Source organism: Pseudomonas sp. PH1b, assembly GCF_000633395.1.
In the GTDB taxonomy this organism is placed as follows: domain Bacteria; phylum Pseudomonadota; class Gammaproteobacteria; order Pseudomonadales; family Pseudomonadaceae; genus Aquipseudomonas.
On the sequence record NZ_AYMU01000020.1, the window covers coordinates 161,154 to 181,509 of the forward strand.

At 64.0% G+C, this 20,356-nt stretch carries 17 protein-coding genes; 9 read left to right on the forward strand and 8 right to left on the reverse strand.

Annotated features, from left to right (window positions below):
* Nucleotides 1-24: 24 nt before the first annotated feature.
* A complete protein-coding gene (locus U873_RS0125840) occupies nucleotides 25-537 on the forward strand; it encodes a dihydrofolate reductase (protein WP_025130999.1) in 513 nt (170 codons plus the stop codon).
* Between the two features lie 92 nt (nucleotides 538-629).
* Here the strand turns inward: U873_RS0125840 and U873_RS0125845 are convergent, their stop codons facing one another.
* Entirely contained in the window at nucleotides 630-2,021 is a 1,392-nt protein-coding gene (locus U873_RS0125845) for an L-cystine transporter (protein ID WP_025131000.1), read from the reverse strand.
* Between the two features lie 242 nt (nucleotides 2,022-2,263).
* Between U873_RS0125845 and U873_RS0125850 the strand changes: the two genes are divergently transcribed.
* From U873_RS0125850 to U873_RS0125865, 4 genes are all read left to right on the forward strand, one after another.
* Nucleotides 2,264-3,319 carry a hypothetical protein gene (locus U873_RS0125850; RefSeq protein ID WP_025131001.1) on the forward strand — a complete coding sequence of 352 codons (1,056 nt, stop codon included), beginning with the start codon at nucleotides 2,264-2,266 and terminating at the stop codon, nucleotides 3,317-3,319.
* 674 nt (nucleotides 3,320-3,993) lie between these two features.
* Nucleotides 3,994-5,394 (forward strand): MBOAT family protein, encoded by a 1,401-nt coding sequence (locus tag U873_RS0125855; protein WP_025131002.1) that lies wholly within the window; start codon nucleotides 3,994-3,996, stop codon nucleotides 5,392-5,394.
* Nucleotides 5,381-6,562 carry an SGNH family hydrolase gene (locus U873_RS0125860; protein WP_025131003.1) on the forward strand — a complete coding sequence of 394 codons (1,182 nt, stop codon included), beginning with the start codon at nucleotides 5,381-5,383 and terminating at the stop codon, nucleotides 6,560-6,562. Before U873_RS0125855 ends, U873_RS0125860 begins: the two co-directional genes overlap by 14 nt.
* A 1-nt stretch (nucleotide 6,563) precedes the next feature.
* Nucleotides 6,564-7,787, forward strand: coding sequence for an SGNH/GDSL hydrolase family protein (locus tag U873_RS0125865; RefSeq protein ID WP_025131004.1), 1,224 nt, complete (start codon nucleotides 6,564-6,566; stop codon nucleotides 7,785-7,787).
* Nucleotides 7,788-7,945: 158 nt separating this feature from the next.
* Here the strand turns inward: U873_RS0125865 and ilvD are convergent, their stop codons facing one another.
* Nucleotides 7,946-9,787: a dihydroxy-acid dehydratase gene (gene ilvD / locus U873_RS0125870; RefSeq protein WP_025131005.1), complete on the reverse strand. Its 1,842-nt coding sequence runs from the start codon at nucleotides 9,785-9,787 to the stop codon at nucleotides 7,946-7,948.
* A 311-nt stretch (nucleotides 9,788-10,098) separates the two neighbouring features.
* Between ilvD and U873_RS0125875 the strand changes: the two genes are divergently transcribed.
* Complete coding sequence (locus tag U873_RS0125875) at nucleotides 10,099-10,677, forward strand: hypothetical protein (RefSeq protein ID WP_025131006.1); 579 nt, start codon at nucleotides 10,099-10,101, stop codon at nucleotides 10,675-10,677.
* 55 nt (nucleotides 10,678-10,732) lie between these two features.
* Nucleotides 10,733-12,415, forward strand: a complete 1,683-nt coding sequence (locus U873_RS0125880; RefSeq protein WP_025131007.1) for a DUF4153 domain-containing protein — start codon at nucleotides 10,733-10,735, stop codon at nucleotides 12,413-12,415.
* A 54-nt stretch (nucleotides 12,416-12,469) separates the two neighbouring features.
* Here U873_RS0125880 and U873_RS0125885 read toward each other — a convergent pair whose 3' ends face one another.
* Nucleotides 12,470-13,666 carry a class I SAM-dependent rRNA methyltransferase gene (locus tag U873_RS0125885; protein WP_025131008.1) on the reverse strand — a complete coding sequence of 399 codons (1,197 nt, stop codon included), beginning with the start codon at nucleotides 13,664-13,666 and terminating at the stop codon, nucleotides 12,470-12,472.
* A 227-nt stretch (nucleotides 13,667-13,893) separates the two neighbouring features.
* Here U873_RS0125885 and U873_RS0125890 point away from each other — a divergent pair, with 227 nt between their 5' ends.
* A complete protein-coding gene (locus U873_RS0125890; protein ID WP_177330319.1) occupies nucleotides 13,894-14,706 on the forward strand; it encodes an HDOD domain-containing protein in 813 nt (270 codons plus the stop codon).
* Nucleotides 14,707-14,739: 33 nt separating this feature from the next.
* Complete coding sequence (gene mutM / locus U873_RS0125895; protein ID WP_025131010.1) at nucleotides 14,740-15,552, forward strand: bifunctional DNA-formamidopyrimidine glycosylase/DNA-(apurinic or apyrimidinic site) lyase; 813 nt, start codon at nucleotides 14,740-14,742, stop codon at nucleotides 15,550-15,552.
* 84 nt (nucleotides 15,553-15,636) lie between these two features.
* Here the strand turns inward: mutM and U873_RS0125900 are convergent, their stop codons facing one another.
* From U873_RS0125900 to U873_RS0125920, 5 genes are all read right to left on the reverse strand, one after another.
* Entirely contained in the window at nucleotides 15,637-15,888 is a 252-nt protein-coding gene (locus U873_RS0125900) for a YfhL family 4Fe-4S dicluster ferredoxin (protein ID WP_011064042.1), read from the reverse strand.
* A gap of 134 nt (nucleotides 15,889-16,022) precedes the next feature.
* Nucleotides 16,023-16,502, reverse strand: a complete 480-nt coding sequence (gene coaD / locus U873_RS0125905; protein ID WP_003234650.1) for a pantetheine-phosphate adenylyltransferase — start codon at nucleotides 16,500-16,502, stop codon at nucleotides 16,023-16,025.
* Between the two features lie 115 nt (nucleotides 16,503-16,617).
* A complete protein-coding gene (locus U873_RS0125910; RefSeq protein ID WP_025131011.1) occupies nucleotides 16,618-18,213 on the reverse strand; it encodes a GMC family oxidoreductase in 1,596 nt (531 codons plus the stop codon).
* A gap of 134 nt (nucleotides 18,214-18,347) precedes the next feature.
* Nucleotides 18,348-18,893 carry a hypothetical protein gene (locus U873_RS0125915; RefSeq protein ID WP_025131012.1) on the reverse strand — a complete coding sequence of 182 codons (546 nt, stop codon included), beginning with the start codon at nucleotides 18,891-18,893 and terminating at the stop codon, nucleotides 18,348-18,350.
* A gap of 30 nt (nucleotides 18,894-18,923) precedes the next feature.
* Complete coding sequence (locus U873_RS0125920; RefSeq protein WP_025131013.1) at nucleotides 18,924-20,354, reverse strand: coniferyl aldehyde dehydrogenase; 1,431 nt, start codon at nucleotides 20,352-20,354, stop codon at nucleotides 18,924-18,926.
* Between the last annotated feature and the right edge of the window lie 2 nt (nucleotides 20,355-20,356).

A 20,356-nucleotide genomic window follows, 5' to 3' on the forward strand; every position in this document is an offset into this window, starting at 1 on the left:
TGGTCCTCTGGTATCCTCGCCGGCATGAAAAAATCTCTCCCTCTCAGCCTGATCGCGGCCCTCGGTGAAAACCGCGTGATCGGCGTCGACAACAGCATGCCCTGGCATTTGCCGGGGGATTTCAAATTCTTCAAGGCCACCACCCTGGGCAAGCCCATCATCATGGGGCGCAAGACCTGGGATTCGCTCGGCCGGCCCTTGCCGGGGCGGTTGAATATCGTGGTCAGTCGTCAGACCGATCTGGCGCTCGAAGGTGCCGAGGTCTATCCGTCGCTGGAAGCCGCGGTGGCCCGGGCCGAGGAATGGGCCCTGGAGCAGGGCGCCAGCGAACTGATGCTTATTGGGGGCGCACAGCTCTATGGACAAGGGCTGGAGCAGGCAGATCGCCTGTACCTGACGCGGGTAGCGTTGAGCCCGCAGGGCGATGCCTGGTTCCCAGAGTTCGATGAACAGCAGTGGAAGCTGGTATCAGAGGTACCGAACCCGCCCGAAGGCGACAAGCCGGCGTACAGCTTCGAGGTGTGGGAGAGAAGCTGACAGCAGGCAGCTGCAAGTTTCAAGCTTCAAGCTGCAAGCAAGAGCCCGTCGGCTTCTACTTGCAGCTTGTAGCTGGCGGCTTGCAACTGCTTTTATACGTGCTCCAGCTCCGAATGCTCATCGGCGTCCAGCAGCGCCTTGTCGGTCTGCTGCATCACCTGGCTGGTGATCGCGCCGGCGGTCATCGAACCGCTGACGTTGAGGGCGGTGCGGCCCATGTCGATCAGCGGCTCCACGGAAATCAGCAGCGCCACCAACGACACCGGCAGGCCCATGGCCGGCAGCACGATCAGCGCGGCAAAGGTCGCGCCACCGCCGACCCCGGCCACACCGGCCGAACTCAAGGTCACGATGGCCACCAGGGTGGCGATCCACAGCGGGTCCAGTGGGTTGATGCCTACGGTCGGCGCTACCATCACCGCCAGCATCGCCGGGTACAGGCCGGCACAGCCGTTCTGGCCGATGGTCGCGCCGAATGAGGCGGCGAAGCTGGCGATCGATTGCGGAATGCCCAGGCGCCGGGTCTGGGCCTCGATGCTCAGGGGAATGCTCGCGGCGCTGGAGCGGCTGGTGAAGGCGAAGGTCAGCACCGGCCAGACCTTGCGGAAGAAGCGCAGCGGGTTGATCCCGGCCAGGGCCACCAGCAGGCCGTGAACCACGAACATCAGGCCCAGGCCGATGTAGGACACCACCACGAAACTGCCGAGCTTGATGATGTCCTGCAGGTTGGAGCCTGCGACCACCTTGGTCATCAGCGCCAGCACACCGTAGGGGGTCAGCTTCATCACCAGGCGCACCAGGCGCATTACCCAGGCTTGCAGGGTGTCGATGGCGTTGAGCACCTTCTGGCCCTTGTCGGCATCGTCCTTGAGCAGTTGCAGTGCGGCGACGCCGAGGAAGGCGGCGAAGATCACCACGCTGATGATCGAGGTCGGCTTGGCCCGGGCCAGGTCGGCGAAGGGGTTCTGCGGGATGAACGACAGCAGCAACTGCGGCACGTTGAGGTCGGAGACCTTGCCCGCGTAGTCGCTCTGGATCACTTGCAGGCGCGCCAGTTCCTGGGTGCCGGCCACCAGGCCTTCGGCGGTCAGGCCGAACAGGTTGGTCAGGCCGATGCCCACCAGTGCTGCGATAGCGGTGGTGAACAGCAGGGTGCCGATGGTCAGGAAGCTGATCTTGCCCAGGGACGAGGCGTTGTGCAGGCGCGCCACGGCACTGAGGATCGAGGCGAACACCAGCGGGATCACGATCATTTGCAGCAACTGCACGTAACCGTTGCCCACCAGGTCGAACCAGCCGATGGAGGCCTTGAGCACCGGATTGCCGGCACCGTAGAGGCTGTGCAGGGCGATGCCGAACACCACGCCCAGCACCAGGGCCAGCAGGACTTTCTTGGCCAGGCTCCAGGTGGTGTGGCGGGTTTGTGCCAGGCCCGCCAGCAAGGCGAGGAACACCAGCAGATTGAGGATCAGCGGCAGATTCATTGTGACTCCGATAAGACGAGTGCCAATCGCGGCTCAGGGCGATTGCGAACCGGCAAGCCTAACAGCTTGAAATCTATTGAATTAATAACGATATCGCATGGCGACTGTCGTTTTTGGAATAAGCGGCTGGCGCTCAGGCGCATGTGGCTGGCGCTTACGGAACGCAAGCGGTCGTGTAGAGACGAGAACTGTCACAGGGATTTGTTAGCGTCGAGTGCTTTCACTCAGGGAGAAAACCGCCGATGAAACTCGTCCCGAAACTGCTCGCCGCCGCACTCTGCCTGGGCCTTGCCGGTCAGGCCCTCGCCACCGAGTTGAAGCATTGGCCGCCAGAGCAGGCCAAGCAGCTGGACGCGATGATCGCAGCCAACGCCAACAAGGGTAACTACGCGGTGTTCGACATGGACAACACCAGTTACCGCTACGACCTGGAAGAATCCCTGCTGCCCTACATGGAGAACAAGGGCCTGATCACCCGCGAGACCCTCGATCCCTCCCTGAAGCTGATTCCGTTCAAGGACAGCGCCGAGCACAAGGAAAGCCTGTTCAGCTACTACTACCGTCTCTGTGAAATCGACGACATGGTCTGCTACCCCTGGGTGGCCCAGGTGTTCTCGGGCTTCACCCTCAAGGAACTCAAGGGTTACGTAGACGAGTTGATGGCGTCGGGCAAGCCGGTGCCGAGCACCTATTACGACGGTGACGTGGTCAAGACCATCGAGGTCAACCCGCCCAAGGTCTTCACTGGCCAGGCCGAGCTGTACAACAAGCTGATGGAGAACGGCATCGAGGTCTACGTGATGACCGCCGCGTCCGAAGAGCTGGTGCGCATGGTCGCTGCCGACCCCAAGTACGGCTACAACGTCAAACCGCAGAACGTGATCGGCGTGACCACCCTGCTCAAGGATCGCAAGACCGGCGCCCTGACCACCGCGCGCAAGCAGATCAGCGAGGGCAAATATGACGAGAAGGCCAACCTCGGCCTGGAGCTGACCCCCTACCTGTGGACTCCGGCCACCTGGATGGCCGGCAAGCATGCGGCGATCCTGACCTACATCGATGAGTGGAAGAAACCGGTGCTGGTCGGTGGTGACACGCCCACCAGCGACGGCTACATGCTGTTCCACGATGTCGACGTGGCCAAGGGCGGCATCCACCTGTGGATCAACCGCAAGGACAAGTACATGACCCAGCTCAACGGCATGATCGCCAAGCACGCCGCGGCCCAGGCCAAGGAAGGGCAGCCGGTGACCGCGGACAAGAACTGGGTGATCGTCAAGCCGGAAGACATCCAGTAACCCCTTCATCCCGTAGGAGCCGGCTTGCCGGCGAAGAGGTCCGCGAGGCTGCGGCGCTCTCGGGGGCGCCTTCGCTGGCAAGCCAGCTCCTACAGCAAGCCAGCGCACACCTTCTTCCGTAGGAGCCGGCTTGCCGGCGAAGAGGCCCGCAAGCCTTGCGTCGCTCTCGGGGGCGTCTTCGCTGGCAAGCCAGCTCCTACAGCAAGCCGCCGTGCCCCTTCCTCCGTAGGAGCCGGCTTGCCGGCGAAGAGGTCCGCAAGTCCTGCATCGCTCTCGGGGGCGCCTTCGCTGGCAAGCCAGCTCCTACAGCAAGCCGCCGCACACCTTTCTCCGTAGGAGCCGGCTTGCCGGCGAAGAGGCCCGCAAGCCTTGCGTCGCTCTCGGGGGCGCCTTCGCTGGCAAGCCAGCGCCTACAGCAAGCCGCCGTGCCCCTTCCTCCGTAGGAGCCGGCTTGCCGGCGAAGAGGTCCGCAAGTCCTGCATCGCTCTCGGGGGCGCTTTCGCTGGCAAGCCAGCTCCTACAAGCGGCGTGTGCCGTTCGTTGTCGGGTCAAGATGGGAATGTTTCAACTTGTGACCGCCAAACCCCCTCTGCCATAATCGCGCCCGTTTCCTATCCCCCGCCTGCTCTCCCTTGTGCCGGGTTTGTCCCCGACTGCACGTAATGGACTACGTTGTGAGCTATCTCTCGATCGAATTCGGCCTCTGTTTCATCCTGTTCTTCATGCTGTATTGGGGGCTGGGCTTCAGTCTGCGTTTGCAGAACGCCCTGCTGCTGGTCGCCAGCTACGCGATCCTCGCCAGTTTCAGCCTGAACTTTCTCTACATCCTGCTGGGCTACACGGCCCTGGTGTACCTGCTCGGCCTGTTGAGCCAGCGTTACCCCGGGCGAGGCTGGGTCAACGGCCTGATGTTGCTGCTGGTGCTGGGGGCTTTCTACCTGTTCAAGTACCAGGACTTCTTCACCAGCACGGTGCAGAACGCCTTCGCCCAGTTCGGCGTCGAGGTGTCGCTGCCGCTGCTGGAAGTGCTGCTGCCGGTGGGGCTGTCGTTCTACGCCTTCCACTCGGTCAGCTACCTGGTGTCGATCCACCGCCGTGAGCTGACCCCGGGCTCGCCTTTCGACCTGGCGCTGTACCTGGCGTTCTTCCCCAGCCTGATCGCCGGCCCGGTGAACCGGGCGCTCCCCATGCTGGCGCAGATCAATCCGCCGCAGCTGCGCCAGGTGCTGGAGCCACAACGGGCCCTGGGGCTGATCGCGGTGGCGGTGGTCAAGCTGTTCTTCCTCAGTTCCTGGCTGGCCAACGAATGGGTCGACCCGGTATTCGACAGCCCGGTGGCGTTTTCCGCCGAGCAGATCCTGCGGGCGGTCTACGGCTATTCGTTCCTGATCTACTTCAACTTCAGCGGCTACACCGACCTGGTGACCGGCATCGCCCTGCTGCTGGGGTTCCGCCTGCCGCAGAACTTCAACTACCCCTACGCGGCGCGCAACCTCAAGGAATTCTGGGGCCGCTGGCACATCAGCCTGTCGACCTTTATCCGCGACTATGTGTACATCCCCCTGGGCGGCAACCGTGGGCCGGTCTGGCGCGGCAACCTGAACATGCTCCTGGCAATGCTGATCTCCGGCTTGTGGCATGGCGCCAGCGCCAACTTCATCATCTGGGGCGCGCTGCACGGGATTGGCCTGGCGCTGTACAAGCTGTGCAGCCCGCTGCTGGCCCGGGGGCCGAGCTGGATCGGCGCCGATCTCAGCGCCCGCCTGCTGACCTTCCACTACGTGGCCTTCGCCTGGATCTTCTTCCGCTGCGCGACCCTGGCCGATGCCCTGGACATGCTCAGCGGCCTGGGCGACCTGTCCTTCGCCGGGCTGGCCAGCGCTGCCGTCTCGTTGCTGGGCTGCCTGTTGTTCGTCGCCTTCTACCCACGGATCGTGGCGCTGCTGCGCCGGCTGTTCGACGCCGCCACCGGCTTGCCGTGGCTGCTCTATCCAGTGCCGCTGGGGCTGTTCATCTGCGTGGTCATCTTCGCCTCACCGTCGGGCGTGCCGGGGTTCATCTATGCCAGTTTCTAACCGTTCGCCCTTGTCGGTCAGCCTTGGCAGCGCGGCCAAGGTGCTCTATGCGCTATTGGTAACGAGCCTGTTGCTGGTGTGGTTCAACCAGCAGTCGATCCGTCTCTATTGCCAGCAGAAGTACCACGAAGGTTGCGAGATCCCGGGCTTGTCGCAGAACCCGCAGTGGCGCTTCGGCGCGCAGCTCAACCAGGCCCTGGAGAACGCCAGGCTGGCCTTTGTCGGCAGTTTTGACGCCGCGGCCGACCTGAGCCTGGTGGCCCAGGCGGAAGCGGCCGCGGATGAAGAGCCGACGCCGCCACCGCAGGTTGCGGTTGTGCCTGTTGCCAGCCACCCGGTGCCTGCAGCCAACCTCCATCCGACCCCGGCCCAGCCGGTCGCCGCGCATCCCGCGCCCGTTGCCGAGGCTGTCGCGGTTGCAGCGCCTGCGGTGCATCCGCAACCGCTGGCAGCGCCGCCCGTGGCCCACCCGCCAACCGCGGGTCAGCCGTACAGTGACCATCCGCTGAGGGTCAGCCTGGCGACCGGCGATGAGGTGTTCTTTGTCGGCGATTCGTTGATGCAGGGCGTGGCACCACACATGGCCAACACCTTGCGCAAACGCTACAACGTCAAGAGCCTGAACCTCAGCAAGCAAAGCACTGGCCTTGCCTATCCGAGCTTCTTCAACTGGCCCAAGACCGTTGAAAGCACCCTGGCCGGCAACCCCAACATTCGCCTGATGGTGATCTTCCTCGGCCCCAACGACCCCTGGGACATGCCGGAGGTCAAGGGCAAGCCGTTCCTGCGGTTCAAGAAGCCGGACTGGGAAGAAGCCTATCGCCGGCGCATCGATTCGATCCTCGACACCGCCCAGGCGCATAATGTGCAGGTGATCTGGGTCGGCCCGCCGAACATGGAGAAGGCCAAGCTGTCTACGGCAATGGCCTACCTGAGCGACCTGTACCGGAGCCAGATCGAGCTGTACCACCAGCACTTCGTCTCGGCTAACGAGATTCTCGGCTACCAGAACGACGAGTTTTCCTATTACCGCACCACCGGGGATGGCAAGAAGGTCAAGACCCGGGTCGACGACGGTATCCACTTCACCACCACTGGGCAAAAGCTGATCGCTGAGCGTGTGATCTCGCTGATCAACTTTCCCAGCCAACAATTGACGGAGCACTGATATGGGGCGACTGCAAGGCATTGCGCTGTTGCTGGGCATCACCTTGCTGAGCAGTTGCAGCCCGACCACCGAGGTTCAGGCCACTCCCGCTTCGGCGCTGGCCAGGCCCGGAGCCGGGGCGAAGAAAGTCGTGGCCACGGGTACCGACCCGAACCTGGCGCTGCTGGCACGCAAGTTCAGCACCTCCAACCGTACCCCCATCAGCATCGTGCAACTGGGGGATTCGCACACGGCGGCGGATCTGTTCAGCGGCGAACTGCGGCGCCTGCTGCAGGCGCAGTACGGCGATGGCGGTATCGGCTTCGTGGCCGCCACACCGGTGCCCGGTACTCGCTACGAGCGGGTGATCCTCAGCATCGCCAAGCGCCAGTGGTCCCAGGTGTCGGCGCGCAACCAGCAGAGCAACCAGTTTCCCCTGGGGGGCTACCTGTCGTTGCCGACGACCCCGGGCGCGCGGGTGCATATCGCCGAGCGCCAGCCGAGCAACCAGCAGTACCGGATCTCCGCGCTGTACCAGGCGTCCAGCAACAGCACCTTGACCGCCCGGGACAACCTCAACAAGAGCAGCCGCATGCTGGCGGCAACGGGTGGGCAGTGGCGCTTCAGCCCGCCGTTCAACAACCTGACCCTGCCCCTGGACCTGAGCGTGGCCAACAACCAGGGCCTGGCGCTGGGGGGCTGGAACATTCTCGGGCAGAAGAGCGCCGGGGTGATCTACTCCTCCCTGGGGATCAATGGCGCGCGCCTGGATGTGCTGGACAAGTGGCAGCCCGGCTGGCTGGACGTCCTCAAGGGCCTGCGCCCGGACATGGTAGTCCTGGCCTACGGCACCAATGAGGCCTTCGATAACGACCTGGACCTGCAGCTGTATCGCAGCCAGTTGCAGGAGAAGGTCGCGCTGCTGCGCAAGAACCTGCCCAAGACCGTGATCCTGCTGGTGGGGCCGCCAGACTCCATCAAGCGCCGCAATGCCGGCAGTTGCGCCGCCTCGCAACCCCAGCCATTGCGCCCGTTGATCCAGATCCAGAAGGACGTGGCGAAGAACAGCCGCACCCTGTTCTGGGACTGGCAAGCCTTCATGGGCGGGGACTGTTCGATCATCAAGTGGCAGGCCAACGACCTGGCGCGGGGTGACCTGATCCACCTGACGGCCGATGGCTATCGCAAGAGTGCAGACGGGCTGTATCGCTACCTGCGCGGGCAGTTGGGTGAACGCACTCCCTGAGGGCCCTTTCGCCGGCAAGCCGGCTCCTACAGGGGTTGCGTCGGGTTTGAGCGGCCGTTTGTGGTAGGAGCTGGCTTGCCAGCGAAGGCGCCCGGGAGGGCGCTGCAGGGCTTGAGGGCCCCTTCGCCGGCAAGCCGGCTCCTACAGGGGCGTTTTGATCACAGGCCGTCGAGCATGGCCTTGTTGCGCACCGCGCCCTTGTCGGCGCTGGTGGCGAGCAGGGCGTAGGCCTTGAGCGCGGTGGTCACCTTGCGTGGACGTTTCTCCACAGGCTTCCAGCCCTTCTTGTCCTGCTCGACACGGCGCGCCGCCAGTTCCTCGTCGCTGACCAACAGGTTGATCGAGCGGTTGGGAATGTCGATCAGCACCTTGTCACCGTCCTGCACCAGGCCGATGGCGCCGCCGGCAGCGGCTTCCGGCGAGGCGTGGCCGATGGACAGGCCCGAAGTACCGCCGGAGAAACGCCCGTCGGTGAGCAGGGCACAGGCTTTGCCCAGGCCCTTGGACTTCAGGTAGGAGGTTGGGTAGAGCATTTCCTGCATGCCCGGGCCGCCCTTGGGGCCTTCGTAGCGAATGATGACGATGTCGCCTTCCTTCACTTCGTCGGCGAGGATGCCACGCACGGCGCTGTCCTGGCTTTCGAAGATCTTGGCGTTGCCTTCGAAGACGTGGATCGACTCGTCGACCCCGGCGGTCTTCACCACGCAGCCGTCCAGGGCGATATTGCCGTACAGCACCGCCAGGCCGCCTTCCTTGGAGTAGGCGTGTTCGAAGCTGCGGATGCAGCCGTTTTCACGGTCGTCGTCCAGGGTGTCCCAGCGGGTCGACTGGCTGAACGCGGTCTGGGTCGGGATGCCCGCCGGGCCGGCCTTGAAGAAGTGGTGCACGGCTTCGTCGCTGGTCTGGGTGATGTCCCACTTGGCGATGGCTTCTTCCATCGAGCGGCTGTGCACGGTCGGCAGGTCGGTGTGCAGCAGGCCGCCGCGGGCCAGAGAGCCGAGGATGCTGAAGATGCCGCCGGCGCGGTGCACGTCTTCCATGTGGTACTTCTGGATGTTCGGCGCCACCTTGCACAGCTGCGGCACGCTGCGGGACAGGCGATCGATGTCGCGCAGGTCGAAGTCGATCTCGGCTTCCTGGGCGGCGGCCAGCAAGTGCAGGATGGTGTTGGTCGAGCCGCCCATGGCGATGTCGAGCATCATGGCGTTCTCGAACGCCTTGAAGTTGGCGATGTTGCGCGGCAGTACCGACTCGTCGTTGTCGCCGTAGTAGCGCTGGCACAGCTCGACGATGGTGCGCCCGGCCTGCAGGAACAGCTGTTCGCGGTCGCTGTGGGTGGCCAGGGTCGAACCGTTGCCCGGCAGGGCCAGCCCCAGGGCCTCGGTCAGGCAGTTCATGGAGTTGGCGGTGAACATGCCGGAGCACGACCCGCAGGTCGGGCAGGCGCTGCGCTCGTACTCGGCAACCTTCTCGTCAGAAGCGCTGGAGTCGGCGGCGATGACCATGGCGTCCACCAGGTCCAGGCCATGGCTGGCGAGTTTGGTCTTGCCGGCTTCCATCGGGCCGCCGGAGACGAAGATCACCGGGATGTTCAGGCGCAGGGCGGCCATCAGCATGCCGGGGGTGATCTTGTCGCAGTTGGAGATGCACACGATGGCGTCGGCGCAGTGGGCGTTGACCATGTATTCCACGGAGTCGGCGATGATCTCGCGGCTCGGCAGGGAATACAGCATGCCGTCGTGGCCCATGGCGATGCCGTCGTCCACGGCGATGGTGTTGAATTCCTTGGCCACGCCGCCGACGCGTTCGATTTCGCGGGCGACCAACTGGCCCAGGTCCTTGAGGTGCACGTGGCCCGGGACGAACTGGGTGAAGGAGTTGGCAATGGCGATGATCGGCTTCTTGAAGTCGGCATCTTTCATCCCCGTGGCGCGCCACAGGGCACGGGCGCCGGCCATGTTGCGGCCATGGGTGGACGTTTTCGAACGGTAATCAGGCATGAAGCACTCCGGGCGGCTAATCAGGTGACAAATGGGGAGTGAGCTTCTACTGACCTCGGGAACACTCAGAAATGGCCGTGTGTCCGAAGCTGCCGATGACCCCGCGGGATCGCCGCGAGACTCAGCCTGAGCTCATAAACCCGCCGGGGGATGACTGGCGATGAATCTGCCGATTCTACACCGCTGGCGCCAGGAAGGAATGCCGTGGCCGCTCTGCGGCGTGAAGAGTGTCTTGAGCCGCTACCCGCTGCGCGAATTCGGGGGGCTGAGGTAGACTGCGCGCCCTTCGACCGCTCTCCAATGGATCTGGAATGACCGCGACACTTCGAACCTTGAGGTTTTACCTGGGCATGGGCCTGGTGCAGGGCGCGTTGCTGCTGGCCGTGGTCTTTTCCGGCGAACTCTCGGAGCTGGCCATCGGCGCGGCCTGTGCCGCGGTGCTGATGGGCGGCGGTATGCTGCAGCTGGCTCCCGAGCGCCGGAGTGAATGGCGCACCTGGGGGGCGGCGATGGCCCTGGCCCTGGCTACGGCGGGGCTGGTCATGGCCTGTGGAGGGCTGCCTTTGACCTCTCGGGTGCTGGGCAGCCTGGCCGCGGGGCTGATCCTGCTGACTGTCCTTTGCGCGGCCGCGCTGCAAGGGCGTGACAGTCTGGGGCGGCGCTTTCTGGCTTATGCGCTGTGGGTGCTGCTGGCGCTGCCGATGCCGTGGATCGCCCAGGCGATCTTCAAGCACTGGATCACCCGCTCCCATCTCGATCCTTTCAAGGACGGCTTTCTGTCGCTGGTGTTCTTTGCCGGCCCGACCCTGGCGTTTTCCCTCGGCCTGTTCCTGGTGCGCCTGTGCCTGCCGCTGCTGCGGCGCCTTGGGCGTCCGCTGGCGGGGGGCTAGCGGTGGCGGTTTATCCGCGTCACCTTGACCACACATCTTCATAAAAGGATTTGCCATGCCTGCGCTGAGTCGCTCGCTGTTGTTTTACATCGCTATTGCCCTGGTGCAGGGCTTGCTGTTGGTCGCCGGCCTGTTGCATGAACAACCCGCAGTGAGCTCGGCCCTCTGGACCCTGGCTCTGGTGGCCGGGAGCAACCTGCAACTGCTTGGCAGTGCAGTGCGCGAGCGCGGCACCTGGGCCCTGGTCATTGGCCTGAGTGTGCTGTTGAGCGGGTTTTCCTACTGGGTGCTGCTGAACAATGCCAATGGCTGGCTGAGCATGTTCTGGTCGTTCACCGCGCTTGTACTGGGCTATATCGGTACTGCGTTCATCTTGAGCTGGCCGACCCGCGAGGGCCTTGGTCCACGCTACCAAGACCTGTTCCGGCATGCCTGGAACAACGCCTTCATCGTGATCCTGGCGTGGTTGGTGACCCTGGCCTTCAGCATGCTGCTTTGGCTGTGCGGTGGTTTGTTCAGCCTTCTCGGCATGTCGCAGTTGGATGAGCTGTTCGGCTCGCAGTACTTCATGTGCTTCAGCATGCCGCTGTTTTTCTCCCTGGGCATGCGCATGGGCCGCGTGAACCAGAGAGTCATCGGCTTGCTGCGGGATATCCTGCTGACGGTGTGCCGCTACCTGCTGCCGTTGTGCGCACTGATCACGGTGGTCTTCACCCTGACCCTGGCATTCACCGGCCTGCAGCCGATCTGGAGCACCGGCTATTCCTCGCGAATCCTGCTGTGCCTGGTGGCCAGTAATCTGTTCCTGATCAATGGCGTGTTCCAAGACGGTCGGAGCGATGCCAGCTACGCCAGATTGCTCAAGCTGCTGATCAACGCCAGCCTCTGCTGTCTGCCCTTGCTGGTGCTGATGGCCGGTTATTCGAGCTGGTTGCGGATTGATCAATATGGCCTGACGCCATCACGTGTTCTGGCCATGTTCCTCGTGGCCCTGGCTCTGGTCCACAGCCTGGCGGCGCTCTGGGCGGTGCTAGGCAGGCAGGGGGCCTGGCTCGCCCGCCTGAGCCGCAGCAACCCCTGGGTCGCGCTGTTGAGTTTCGTCGCGCTGTTGTTGCTGTTCACCCCGGTGCTGGACCCGCAGGCGCTGAGTGCCAGCAACCAGGTACAGCGCCTGCTGAGCGGGCGTACCCCAGTGGCCGACTTCGATGTCAGGGCGCTGCGCCGGCATCTGGGCGAGCCCGGTCGGGCGCAGTTCAATGCGTTGCTCGAACAGGTGCGCCAGGGGCAGGTTCTGCAGGAGCCGGACCGGACCAGCCTGCGCGAACTGCTGGAATCGGTTTCCCGGGATGACCAGTCCGTCGATTACTTGACCGCCAAGGTGCAATGGCTAGGCCCGGAGGTGGATGATAGCGCGCAATTGGTCGAGGTGCTGACGTCCAGAAGTGACTGCACGCCGCCCGGTTGTTTCGCCTGGGCGGTGGACCTGAATGACGACGGTGTCAACGAAGTGCTGCTGATCGGCAAGCACGCCTGGGAGTCTTCGGCGATGCTCTTTGCCCGTGATGGGCAGGGCAAGGTCCTCTGGCGTTACACGGGCAAGTTCAACGGGATCCCGGATGCTGCGGGGCTGATCGCGCAGATCCGCGAGGGCAAGATCAAGCCGGTGCGCCCGCACTACAAGACGTTCAAGGTCGACGGTGTGGAGCTGGACTTCCAGCAGGCCTACCGGCACCCATGACGGGCTGAAACAAAAAATCCCGGCACATGGCCGGGATTTTTCTGTTCACTGCACTCAGCTGTTGGGCAGCAGGCGGCAGGTGATGCTCTTGATGTAGCGGGTTTCCTGGATGGCCGGGTGCACCGGGTGATCCGGGCCCTGGCTGCCGCGCTCCAGCAGCTGGATGTTGCGGTCCAGGTGGCGGGCGCTGGTCAGGAGGATGTTCTGCAGGTCGTCCTCGGGCAGGTGCATGGAGCACGAGGCGCTGACCAGGATGCCGTCCTTGCTCAGCAGGCGCATGGCTTGCTCGTTCAGACGGCGGTAGGCGCCTTCGCCGTTCTTCATGTCCTTCTTGCGCTTGATGAAGGCCGGCGGGTCGGCAACGATCACGTCGAAGCGCTCTTCAGCGGCTTTCAGCTCTTTCAGGGCTTCGAACACGTCGCCTTCAACGCAAGTCATCTTATCGGCGAAGCCATTGAGCGCGGCGTTGCGCTCCACGCCGTCGAGGGCGAAGGCCGAGGCGTCGACGCAGAACACTTCACTGGCGCCGAAGGCCGCGGCTTGCACGCCCCAGCCGCCGATGTAGCTGTACAGGTCGAGTACGCGCTTGCCCTTGGCATAAGGCGCCAGGCGGGCACGGTTCATCCGGTGGTCATAGAACCAGCCGGTTTTCTGGCCCTGGATCACCGGGGCTTCGAACTTCACGCCGTTCTCTTCCAGGGCCACCCACTCCGGCACCAGGCCGAACACGGTTTCCACGTAGCGGCCCAGGCCTTCGGCATCGCGGGCGGCGGAGTCGTTCTTGAACAGGATGCCGCTGGGCTTGAGCACCTGGGTCAGGGCTGCAATCACGTCGTCCTTGTGGGCTTCCATGGTCGCCGAGGCGATCTGCACCACCAGGATGTCGCCGAAACGGTCCACCACCAGGCCCGGCAGCAGGTCGGAGTCGCCGTAGACCAGGCGGTAGAACGGTTTGTCGAACAGGCGCTCGCGCAGGGACAGGGCCACGTTCAGGCGGTGCACCAGCAGGGACTTGTCCAGGGGCAGCTTGGCATCGCGAGACAGCAGGCGAGCGCAGATCAGGTTGTTCGGGCTCATCGCGACGATGCCCAGGGGCTTGCCGCCGGCGGCTTCCAGAATGGCCTGGTCACCTGCCTTGAAGCCGTGGAGTGGGGTGGCGGCTACATCGATTTCGTTGCTGTAGACCCACAGGTGGCCGGCGCGCAGGCGGCGATCGGCATTGGCTTTGAGGCGCAGGCTTGGCAGGGACATGACGTCGCTCCGGAAAAAAGGGCGCGATTATACCCCTTCGCGGGGTTCAAGCGATGGCCATTGGACCTGCGGCCAGGCCTTGTGGACCAGGCCCGGGGGTAAAGTTCCTGTCCGAACGCCCAACATTGTCTGGTTAAGGGTTAGAATCGCCGCCTGACCCAGAGTGCGTACCTATGTCCCAAGAGCTATCAGCCGAACAGATTCAACAGGCCCTGCAAGGCATCAGCGTGCCGCCCCAGCCGCAAATCATGGTGGATTTGCAGATGGAGCAGTACATGCCCGATCCCGACCTGGAAGTGATTGCCAAGCTGATATCCCAGGACCCGGGGCTGTCCGGCGCACTGCTGAAGATCGTCAACTCGCCGTATTACGGCCTGAGCAACAAGATCGCCTCGATCCAGCGTGCGGTGAACCTCCTGGGCAGCCGTTCGATCATCAACCTGATCAATGCGCAGTCGATCAAGGGCGAAATGAGCGACGAGACCATCGTCACCCTCAACCGCTTCTGGGACACCGCCCAGGACGTGGCCATGACCTGCCTGACCCTGGCCAAGCGCACCGGCTCCCAGGCGGTGGACGAAGCCTATGCCCTGGGCCTGTTCCACGACTGCGGCGTGCCGCTGATGCTCAAGCGCTTCCCCAACTACATGGCGGTGCTGGAAGAGGCCTACGGCAGTGCCGGGCCGGAGCGGCGGGTGGTGGACACGGAAAACCGTGCCTTCAACACCAACCATGCGGTGGTCGGTTACTACACGGCCAAGTCCTGGCGCCTGCCGGAGCATGTGACCAATGCCATCGCCAATCACCACAATGCCCTGGCGATCTTCAGCGACGAGTCGTCGCGCAACAGCCAGTTGAAGAACCTGCTGGCGATCCTGAAGATGGCCGAGCACATCTGTGCTTCCTACCGGGTGCTGGGCAACCAGGTCGAAGACCATGAATGGAACAGCATTGGCCACCTGATTCTCGATTACGTCGGCCTGTCGGACTACGACTTCGAGAACCTCAAGGAAACCGTGCGCGAGCTGGGCGCGCACTGATTATTCATACCGCGATGAATGCCCGAGGCGCAGATGCCTGAATTACCGGAAGTCGAAACCACCCGGCGCGGGATCGCGCCGCATCTGGAAGGCCAGAAGGTCAGTCGGGTTGTCGTGCGTGAACGGCGCCTGCGCTGGCCGATTCCCGAGGACCTGGATGTGCGCCTGTCCGGGCAGCGCATCGTGCAGGTGGAGCGGCGGGCCAAGTACCTGTTGATCAACGCCGAGGTCGGCACCCTGATCAGCCACCTGGGCATGTCCGGCAACCTGCGGCTGGTGGAAGTCGGCTTGCCGGCGGCCAAGCACGAGCACGTGGACATCGAGCTGGAATCGGGCCTGGCCCTGCGCTACACCGACCCGCGGCGCTTTGGTGCCATGCTCTGGAGCCACGACCCGCTGAATCACGAACTGCTGATACGCCTGGGGCCGGAGCCGTTGACCGACCTGTTCGATGGCGAGCGTTTGTATCAGCTGTCCCGGGGACGCTCCATGGCGGTCAAGCCGTTCATCATGGACAACGCCGTGGTGGTGGGAGTGGGCAATATCTACGCGACCGAAGCGCTGTTCGCTGCGGGCATCGACCCGCGCCGCGAAGCCAAGGGCATTTCCCGGGCGCGCTACCTGAAGCTGGCGATCGAGATCAAACGCATCCTCGCGGCAGCCATCGAGCGCGGCGGCACCACATTGCGCGACTTTATCGGCGGTGACGGCCAGCCGGGGTACTTCCAGCAGGAACTGTTCGTCTACGGCCGTGGCAATGAGCATTGCAAGGTCTGTGGCACGGGCCTGCGGGAAATCAAGCTGGGGCAGCGTGCCAGCGTCTACTGCCCGCGCTGCCAGAGCTGAAAAACTTCGCCGGCCAGCCGGCTCCTGCAGGCGTTCGCGGGGGCCGGTCTGCCGGTGCAAGCGCCAGCACAGGCGCTGAATTCCTCACGCCTTGCCGGTGATCTTCCGGTACTTGGCCATCAGCTCTTCTTCGGTTTCCGGGCGCGCTTCATCCAATGGAATGCAATCCACCGGGCACACTTGCTGGCACTGCGGCTCGTCGTAGTGGCCGACGCACTGGGTGCACAGGTTCGGATCGATCACGTAGATCTCTTCGCCTTGGGAAATGGCCGCGTTGGGGCACTCGGGTTCGCAGACGTCGCAGTTGATGCAATCGTCGGTGATGATCAGGGACATGGGGGACTCCGGCCTGGGCGGCAGGCCCGGGCATGTAAAATCGAATGCGCGCAATTGTGCCGTATTGGCGCCCGCAGTGCACGCGGGCGCGATGGCTGACGCCTGGCAAGGGCCCCGGAGCGGGGCCGGGCGGCTTACTTCTTGAAGCGCAGGGTCAGTGCGTCGGCGACCGCCGGGTGGACGAACTTGGTGATATCCCCGCCCAGGGCGGCAATTTCGCGGACCAGGGTCGAGGAAATGAACGAATAGCGCTCGGAGGGCGTCAGGAACAGGCTTTCCACATCCGGTGCCAACTGGCGGTTCATGTTGGCCAGCTGGAATTCGTACTCGAAGTCCGAGACTGCCCGCAGGCCACGCAGGAAGACGTTGGCGTTCTGCTCCTTGGCAAAATGCGCCAGCAGCGTGGAGAAGCCGACCACTTCAACGTTGGGCAGGTGCCTGGTCACCTCGCGCGCCAGCTCTACACGCTGCTCCAGGGGGAACAGCGGGTTTTTCTTGGGGCTGGCGGCAACGGCGATGATCACGTGGTCGAACAGCCGCGAGGCGCGCTCGACCAGATCGCCATGGCCCTTGGTAATCGGGTCGAAGGTACCTGGGTACAACACTCGGTTCATCGCGTCGTCCTGGCGGGAATCCGTTGGGGAGTCGGATGGTATCGCAGCATTCCCGGTGGGCCAAGTCGCCTTTTAAGGAAGAAAGCACTATAGACGCCGGGAATACCTGCCTTTTTCAGGCTGTTTTCAGACGCTCCGCCAGGGCTGTCGCCAGTTGTGCAGTCAGGCCGTACACCGACAGCTGCGGGTTGGCGCCGATGCTGGTGGGGAACAGCGAGCCGTCGTGAATCGACAGGTTGTGCAGTTGATGATGGCGCCCGAGGCTGTCGGTAACGGCGTTTTTCGGGTCTTCGCCCATGGCGCAGCCGCCCATCACGTGGGCGCTGCCCAGGCGCGTGCGGTACAGCGCCAGGTCCAGGCCGTCGATCTGGCTGCGCACCTCGGCGAGGGTCTTGGCGAACCGGGCATCGCTGTGCAGCGGCTTGACCGCCTTGGCGCCGCCGGCGAACTGGATCTCCGCCATGCTGTGGAAGGCCCGGCGCAGGCCATCCCAGGCGTAGGGCGAAACTTCGTAGTCGAGCACTGGAGTGCCGTCGCCCCGCAGTTCGACGTTGCCACCGACGCTGTCCGGGTGAAACCCGTCCCGTAGCAGGGCGAGCATGGCGTGGGTGTGGGGCAGTTGCTCCATGGACAGGCCGCTCTGGGGCCCGAAACCGCCCAGCAGGGTACTGGCCAGGGCCGGTTGCAGGGGCGGTACTTCGAGTTTGTAGGACATTTTCCCGGTGGTGCCGTCCTGCCATTGGAAATGGTCGGAATAGATCGACTGCGGCGCACCGTAGAAGGGGTTGATGACTTCGTCGAACTGCCCGGCGGAGAAGTTCACCAGGTGCAGGAAGGTGCGCTTGCCCAGGCGCGAGTGCGGGTCCGGGGCGTCGGAACGCAGCAGCAGGGCCGGGCTGTTGATGCCGCCGCCGGCCAGTACGTAGTGCCTGGCCTTGACGGTGATGGTCCGGCCGGTGGGGGCCACGCAACGCTCGTCCATGGCCACGCATTGCAGGCTGGAGACCTTGTCGTCCTTGATCTGCAGGCGATCGGCCCGGGCCAGGTACAGCAGTTCGCCGCCTTTCTCCAGGGTCGCGGGAATGGTGGTCACCAGCATCGACTGCTTGGCATTGGTCGGGCAGCCCAGGCCGCAGTAGCCGAGGTTCCAGCAGCCGCGCACGTTGCGCGGAATCACGTGCCAGCTGTAGCCCAGGGCCTCGCAGCCCTTGCGGATCACGTCGTTGTTGGCGTTGGGCGGCATGACCCAGGGCGCGACCCCCAGGCGCTGTTCCATTTTCTCGAACCAGGGCGCCATCTCGGCGGAGCTGTGGCCCACCACACCATGTTCCCGGGCCCAGTGCTCCAGGGTCGGGTCGGGGGTGCGAAAACTCGAGGTCCAGTTGATCAGGGTGGTGCCGCCTACGGCGCGGCCCTGGAGGATGGTGATGGCGCCGTCCTTGCTCATGCGCCCGATGCCTTCCTGATAGAGGCTGGTGTAGGCCTGGTCTTCGAGCATCTTGAAGTCGTCGCTGGTTTTCAGCGGGCCTTCTTCGATCAGCAGCACCTTGTAGCCGGCAGCGCTGAGGATTTCGGCGGTGGTGCCACCGCCGGCGCCGCTGCCGATGATGGCGACATCGGCTTCCAGGGTCAGGTCCTGCTCCAGCTGCGAGCCGTTGTAGGTTTTCCAGCCACGGTTCAGGCCTTCGCGGAACAGATCAGGTACAGGCATATCGGGTGCTCTCTTATTATTGATGTCGTGGCAAGTTCCGGTGGCCGCTGCCGCGGGTTGCGATGGTCGCCGGATAAAACCGGCGCTCGGGGCCCTTTGAACGTCCTCTGGGCCTTGTCGCGATAAACGGCAGGTCAGACCTTGGGCGGACCGGGGTAGCCGCAGTGAACCCAGGACTCGGGGCGGGTGTACCAGGCCATCATCACCAGTTGCAGCAGCGAGGCATGGCCCATGCGCAGCAGGGACAGGAAGCTGTTCTCCCAGCGACTGAGGAAATGGCGGATATCGTCGCCACTGGCGTTCTCCCAACTGCCCCAGATCCCGGTCAGCGGGCCGCGGGTGACCGCCATGCCCAGCACGTCGAACAATTGCTGGGTGAGCTTGAACATCTCCGGCGACAGATGGTTGAGGGCGTTGTCCAGGTTGCGCAGGGTGCCGTCGATGGCGGCGGGCATCTGCTCTGCGGCGACCGCGCCTTCGAGCATCACCGGGATCAGGGCGCGCAGGAACGGCAGGTCGTTGCTGCGCAGCAGGGCGAAGCCACTGGCGGGTGTGCTGGCGGAGCAACCGCTGAGGCTGGCGCCGAGCCCGGCAGTGGCCAGGAAGGCGCTGGCACAGAGGCCGATTTTCAGCAGGCCGCGCCGTGACAGCGCGGGTGTTTCAGACAGGCTAGGGGTGATCATTATTGTTATTACCCGGCGATGTACTGGTTAACGGATGAACAGCTTCTGGATGAGCTTCTGGATCGATTTTCCATAGGGCGGGTAGATCAGGCGCGCTGCGTTGAAGCGCTGCTTGATGAACACGCCCTTGGCTTTGCTGAACGTCAGGAAACCCTCATGGCCATGGTAGTGGCCCATGCCGGAAGGGCCGATGCCGCCAAACGGCAGATCGTCCTGGGCCACATGCAGCAACGTGTCGTTGAGGCAGGCGCCGCCGGAGTGGGTTTCGTTGAGCACCCGCTGCTGCTCGGCCTTGTCATAGCCGAAGTAGTACAGCGCCAGGGGCCGTGGGCGCTGGGTGATATAGGCGAAGGCCTGATCCAGGGTCTTGTAGGGCACGATCGGCAGGATCGGGCCAAAGATCTCGTCCTGCATCACCGTCATCTCGTCGGTAACGTTCAACAGCAGGCTGTGGCCCAGGCGCCGCTCCTGGTTCTGCTCGAACAGCGGCACCAGCTGTGCGCCCTTGCTGGTGGCGTCGCTCAGGTAGCCGTTGAGCCGTGCCAGCTGGCGCTGGTTGATGATCGCGGTGTAGTCGGGGTTGTCTGCCAGGGTCGGGAAGAAGTTGCGCACGACCTGGCGATAGGCTTCGACAAAGTCGCCGACGCGTTCTTCCGGCACCAGTACGTAGTCCGGGGCGACGCAGGTCTGCCCGGCGTTCAGGGTCTTGCCGAAGGCGATGCGTTCCGCGGCATCCTTGAGGGGCACGGTGCTGGAGACAATGGCCGGGGACTTGCCGCCCAGTTCCAGGGTCACCGGAGTCAGGTTTTCTGCAGCGGCGCGCATTACATGCTTGCCGATGCTGGTGGCGCCGGTGAACAGCAGGTGATCGAAGCGCAGCTTGGAGAAGGCCATACCCACTTCAGCTTCGCCCAGGACCACGCACACCAGGTCCTCGGGGAAGACCCTGGCCAGCAGCTGCTTGAGCAACTGGCCGGTGGCCGGGGTCGATTCGCTGAGTTTGAGCATCACTCGGTTGCCGGCGGCCAGGGCGCCCACTAGCGGGCCCATGCACAGGTACAGCGGGTAGTTCCAGGGCACGATCACCCCGACCACGCCCAGGGGCTGGTAGACCACCTTGGCCGAAGCCGGCTGAAAGGCCAGGCCGACGGCGCGCCGGGAGGGTTTCATCCAGCTCTTGAGGTGTTTCCTGGCGTAGTGGATGCCATGCAGGCTGGGCATCAGCTCGGCCAGCAGGGTTTCATCGGCGCTGCGATTGCTGAAGTCCTGGCTGATGGCGTCGATCAGCGCCTGGCGCTCAGTGTTCAGCAGTCCCTGCAGGGCATTGAGCCATTGCTGGCGCTGGGCTGCCGGCGGCATGGGATTGGCGGCATAGGCCCGGCGCTGGGCTTCGAACAGCTCAAGCAGCTCGTCCTGTTGCTGAAGGGAATCCTGCAGGTAAGCGATTTCGGCAGACATGG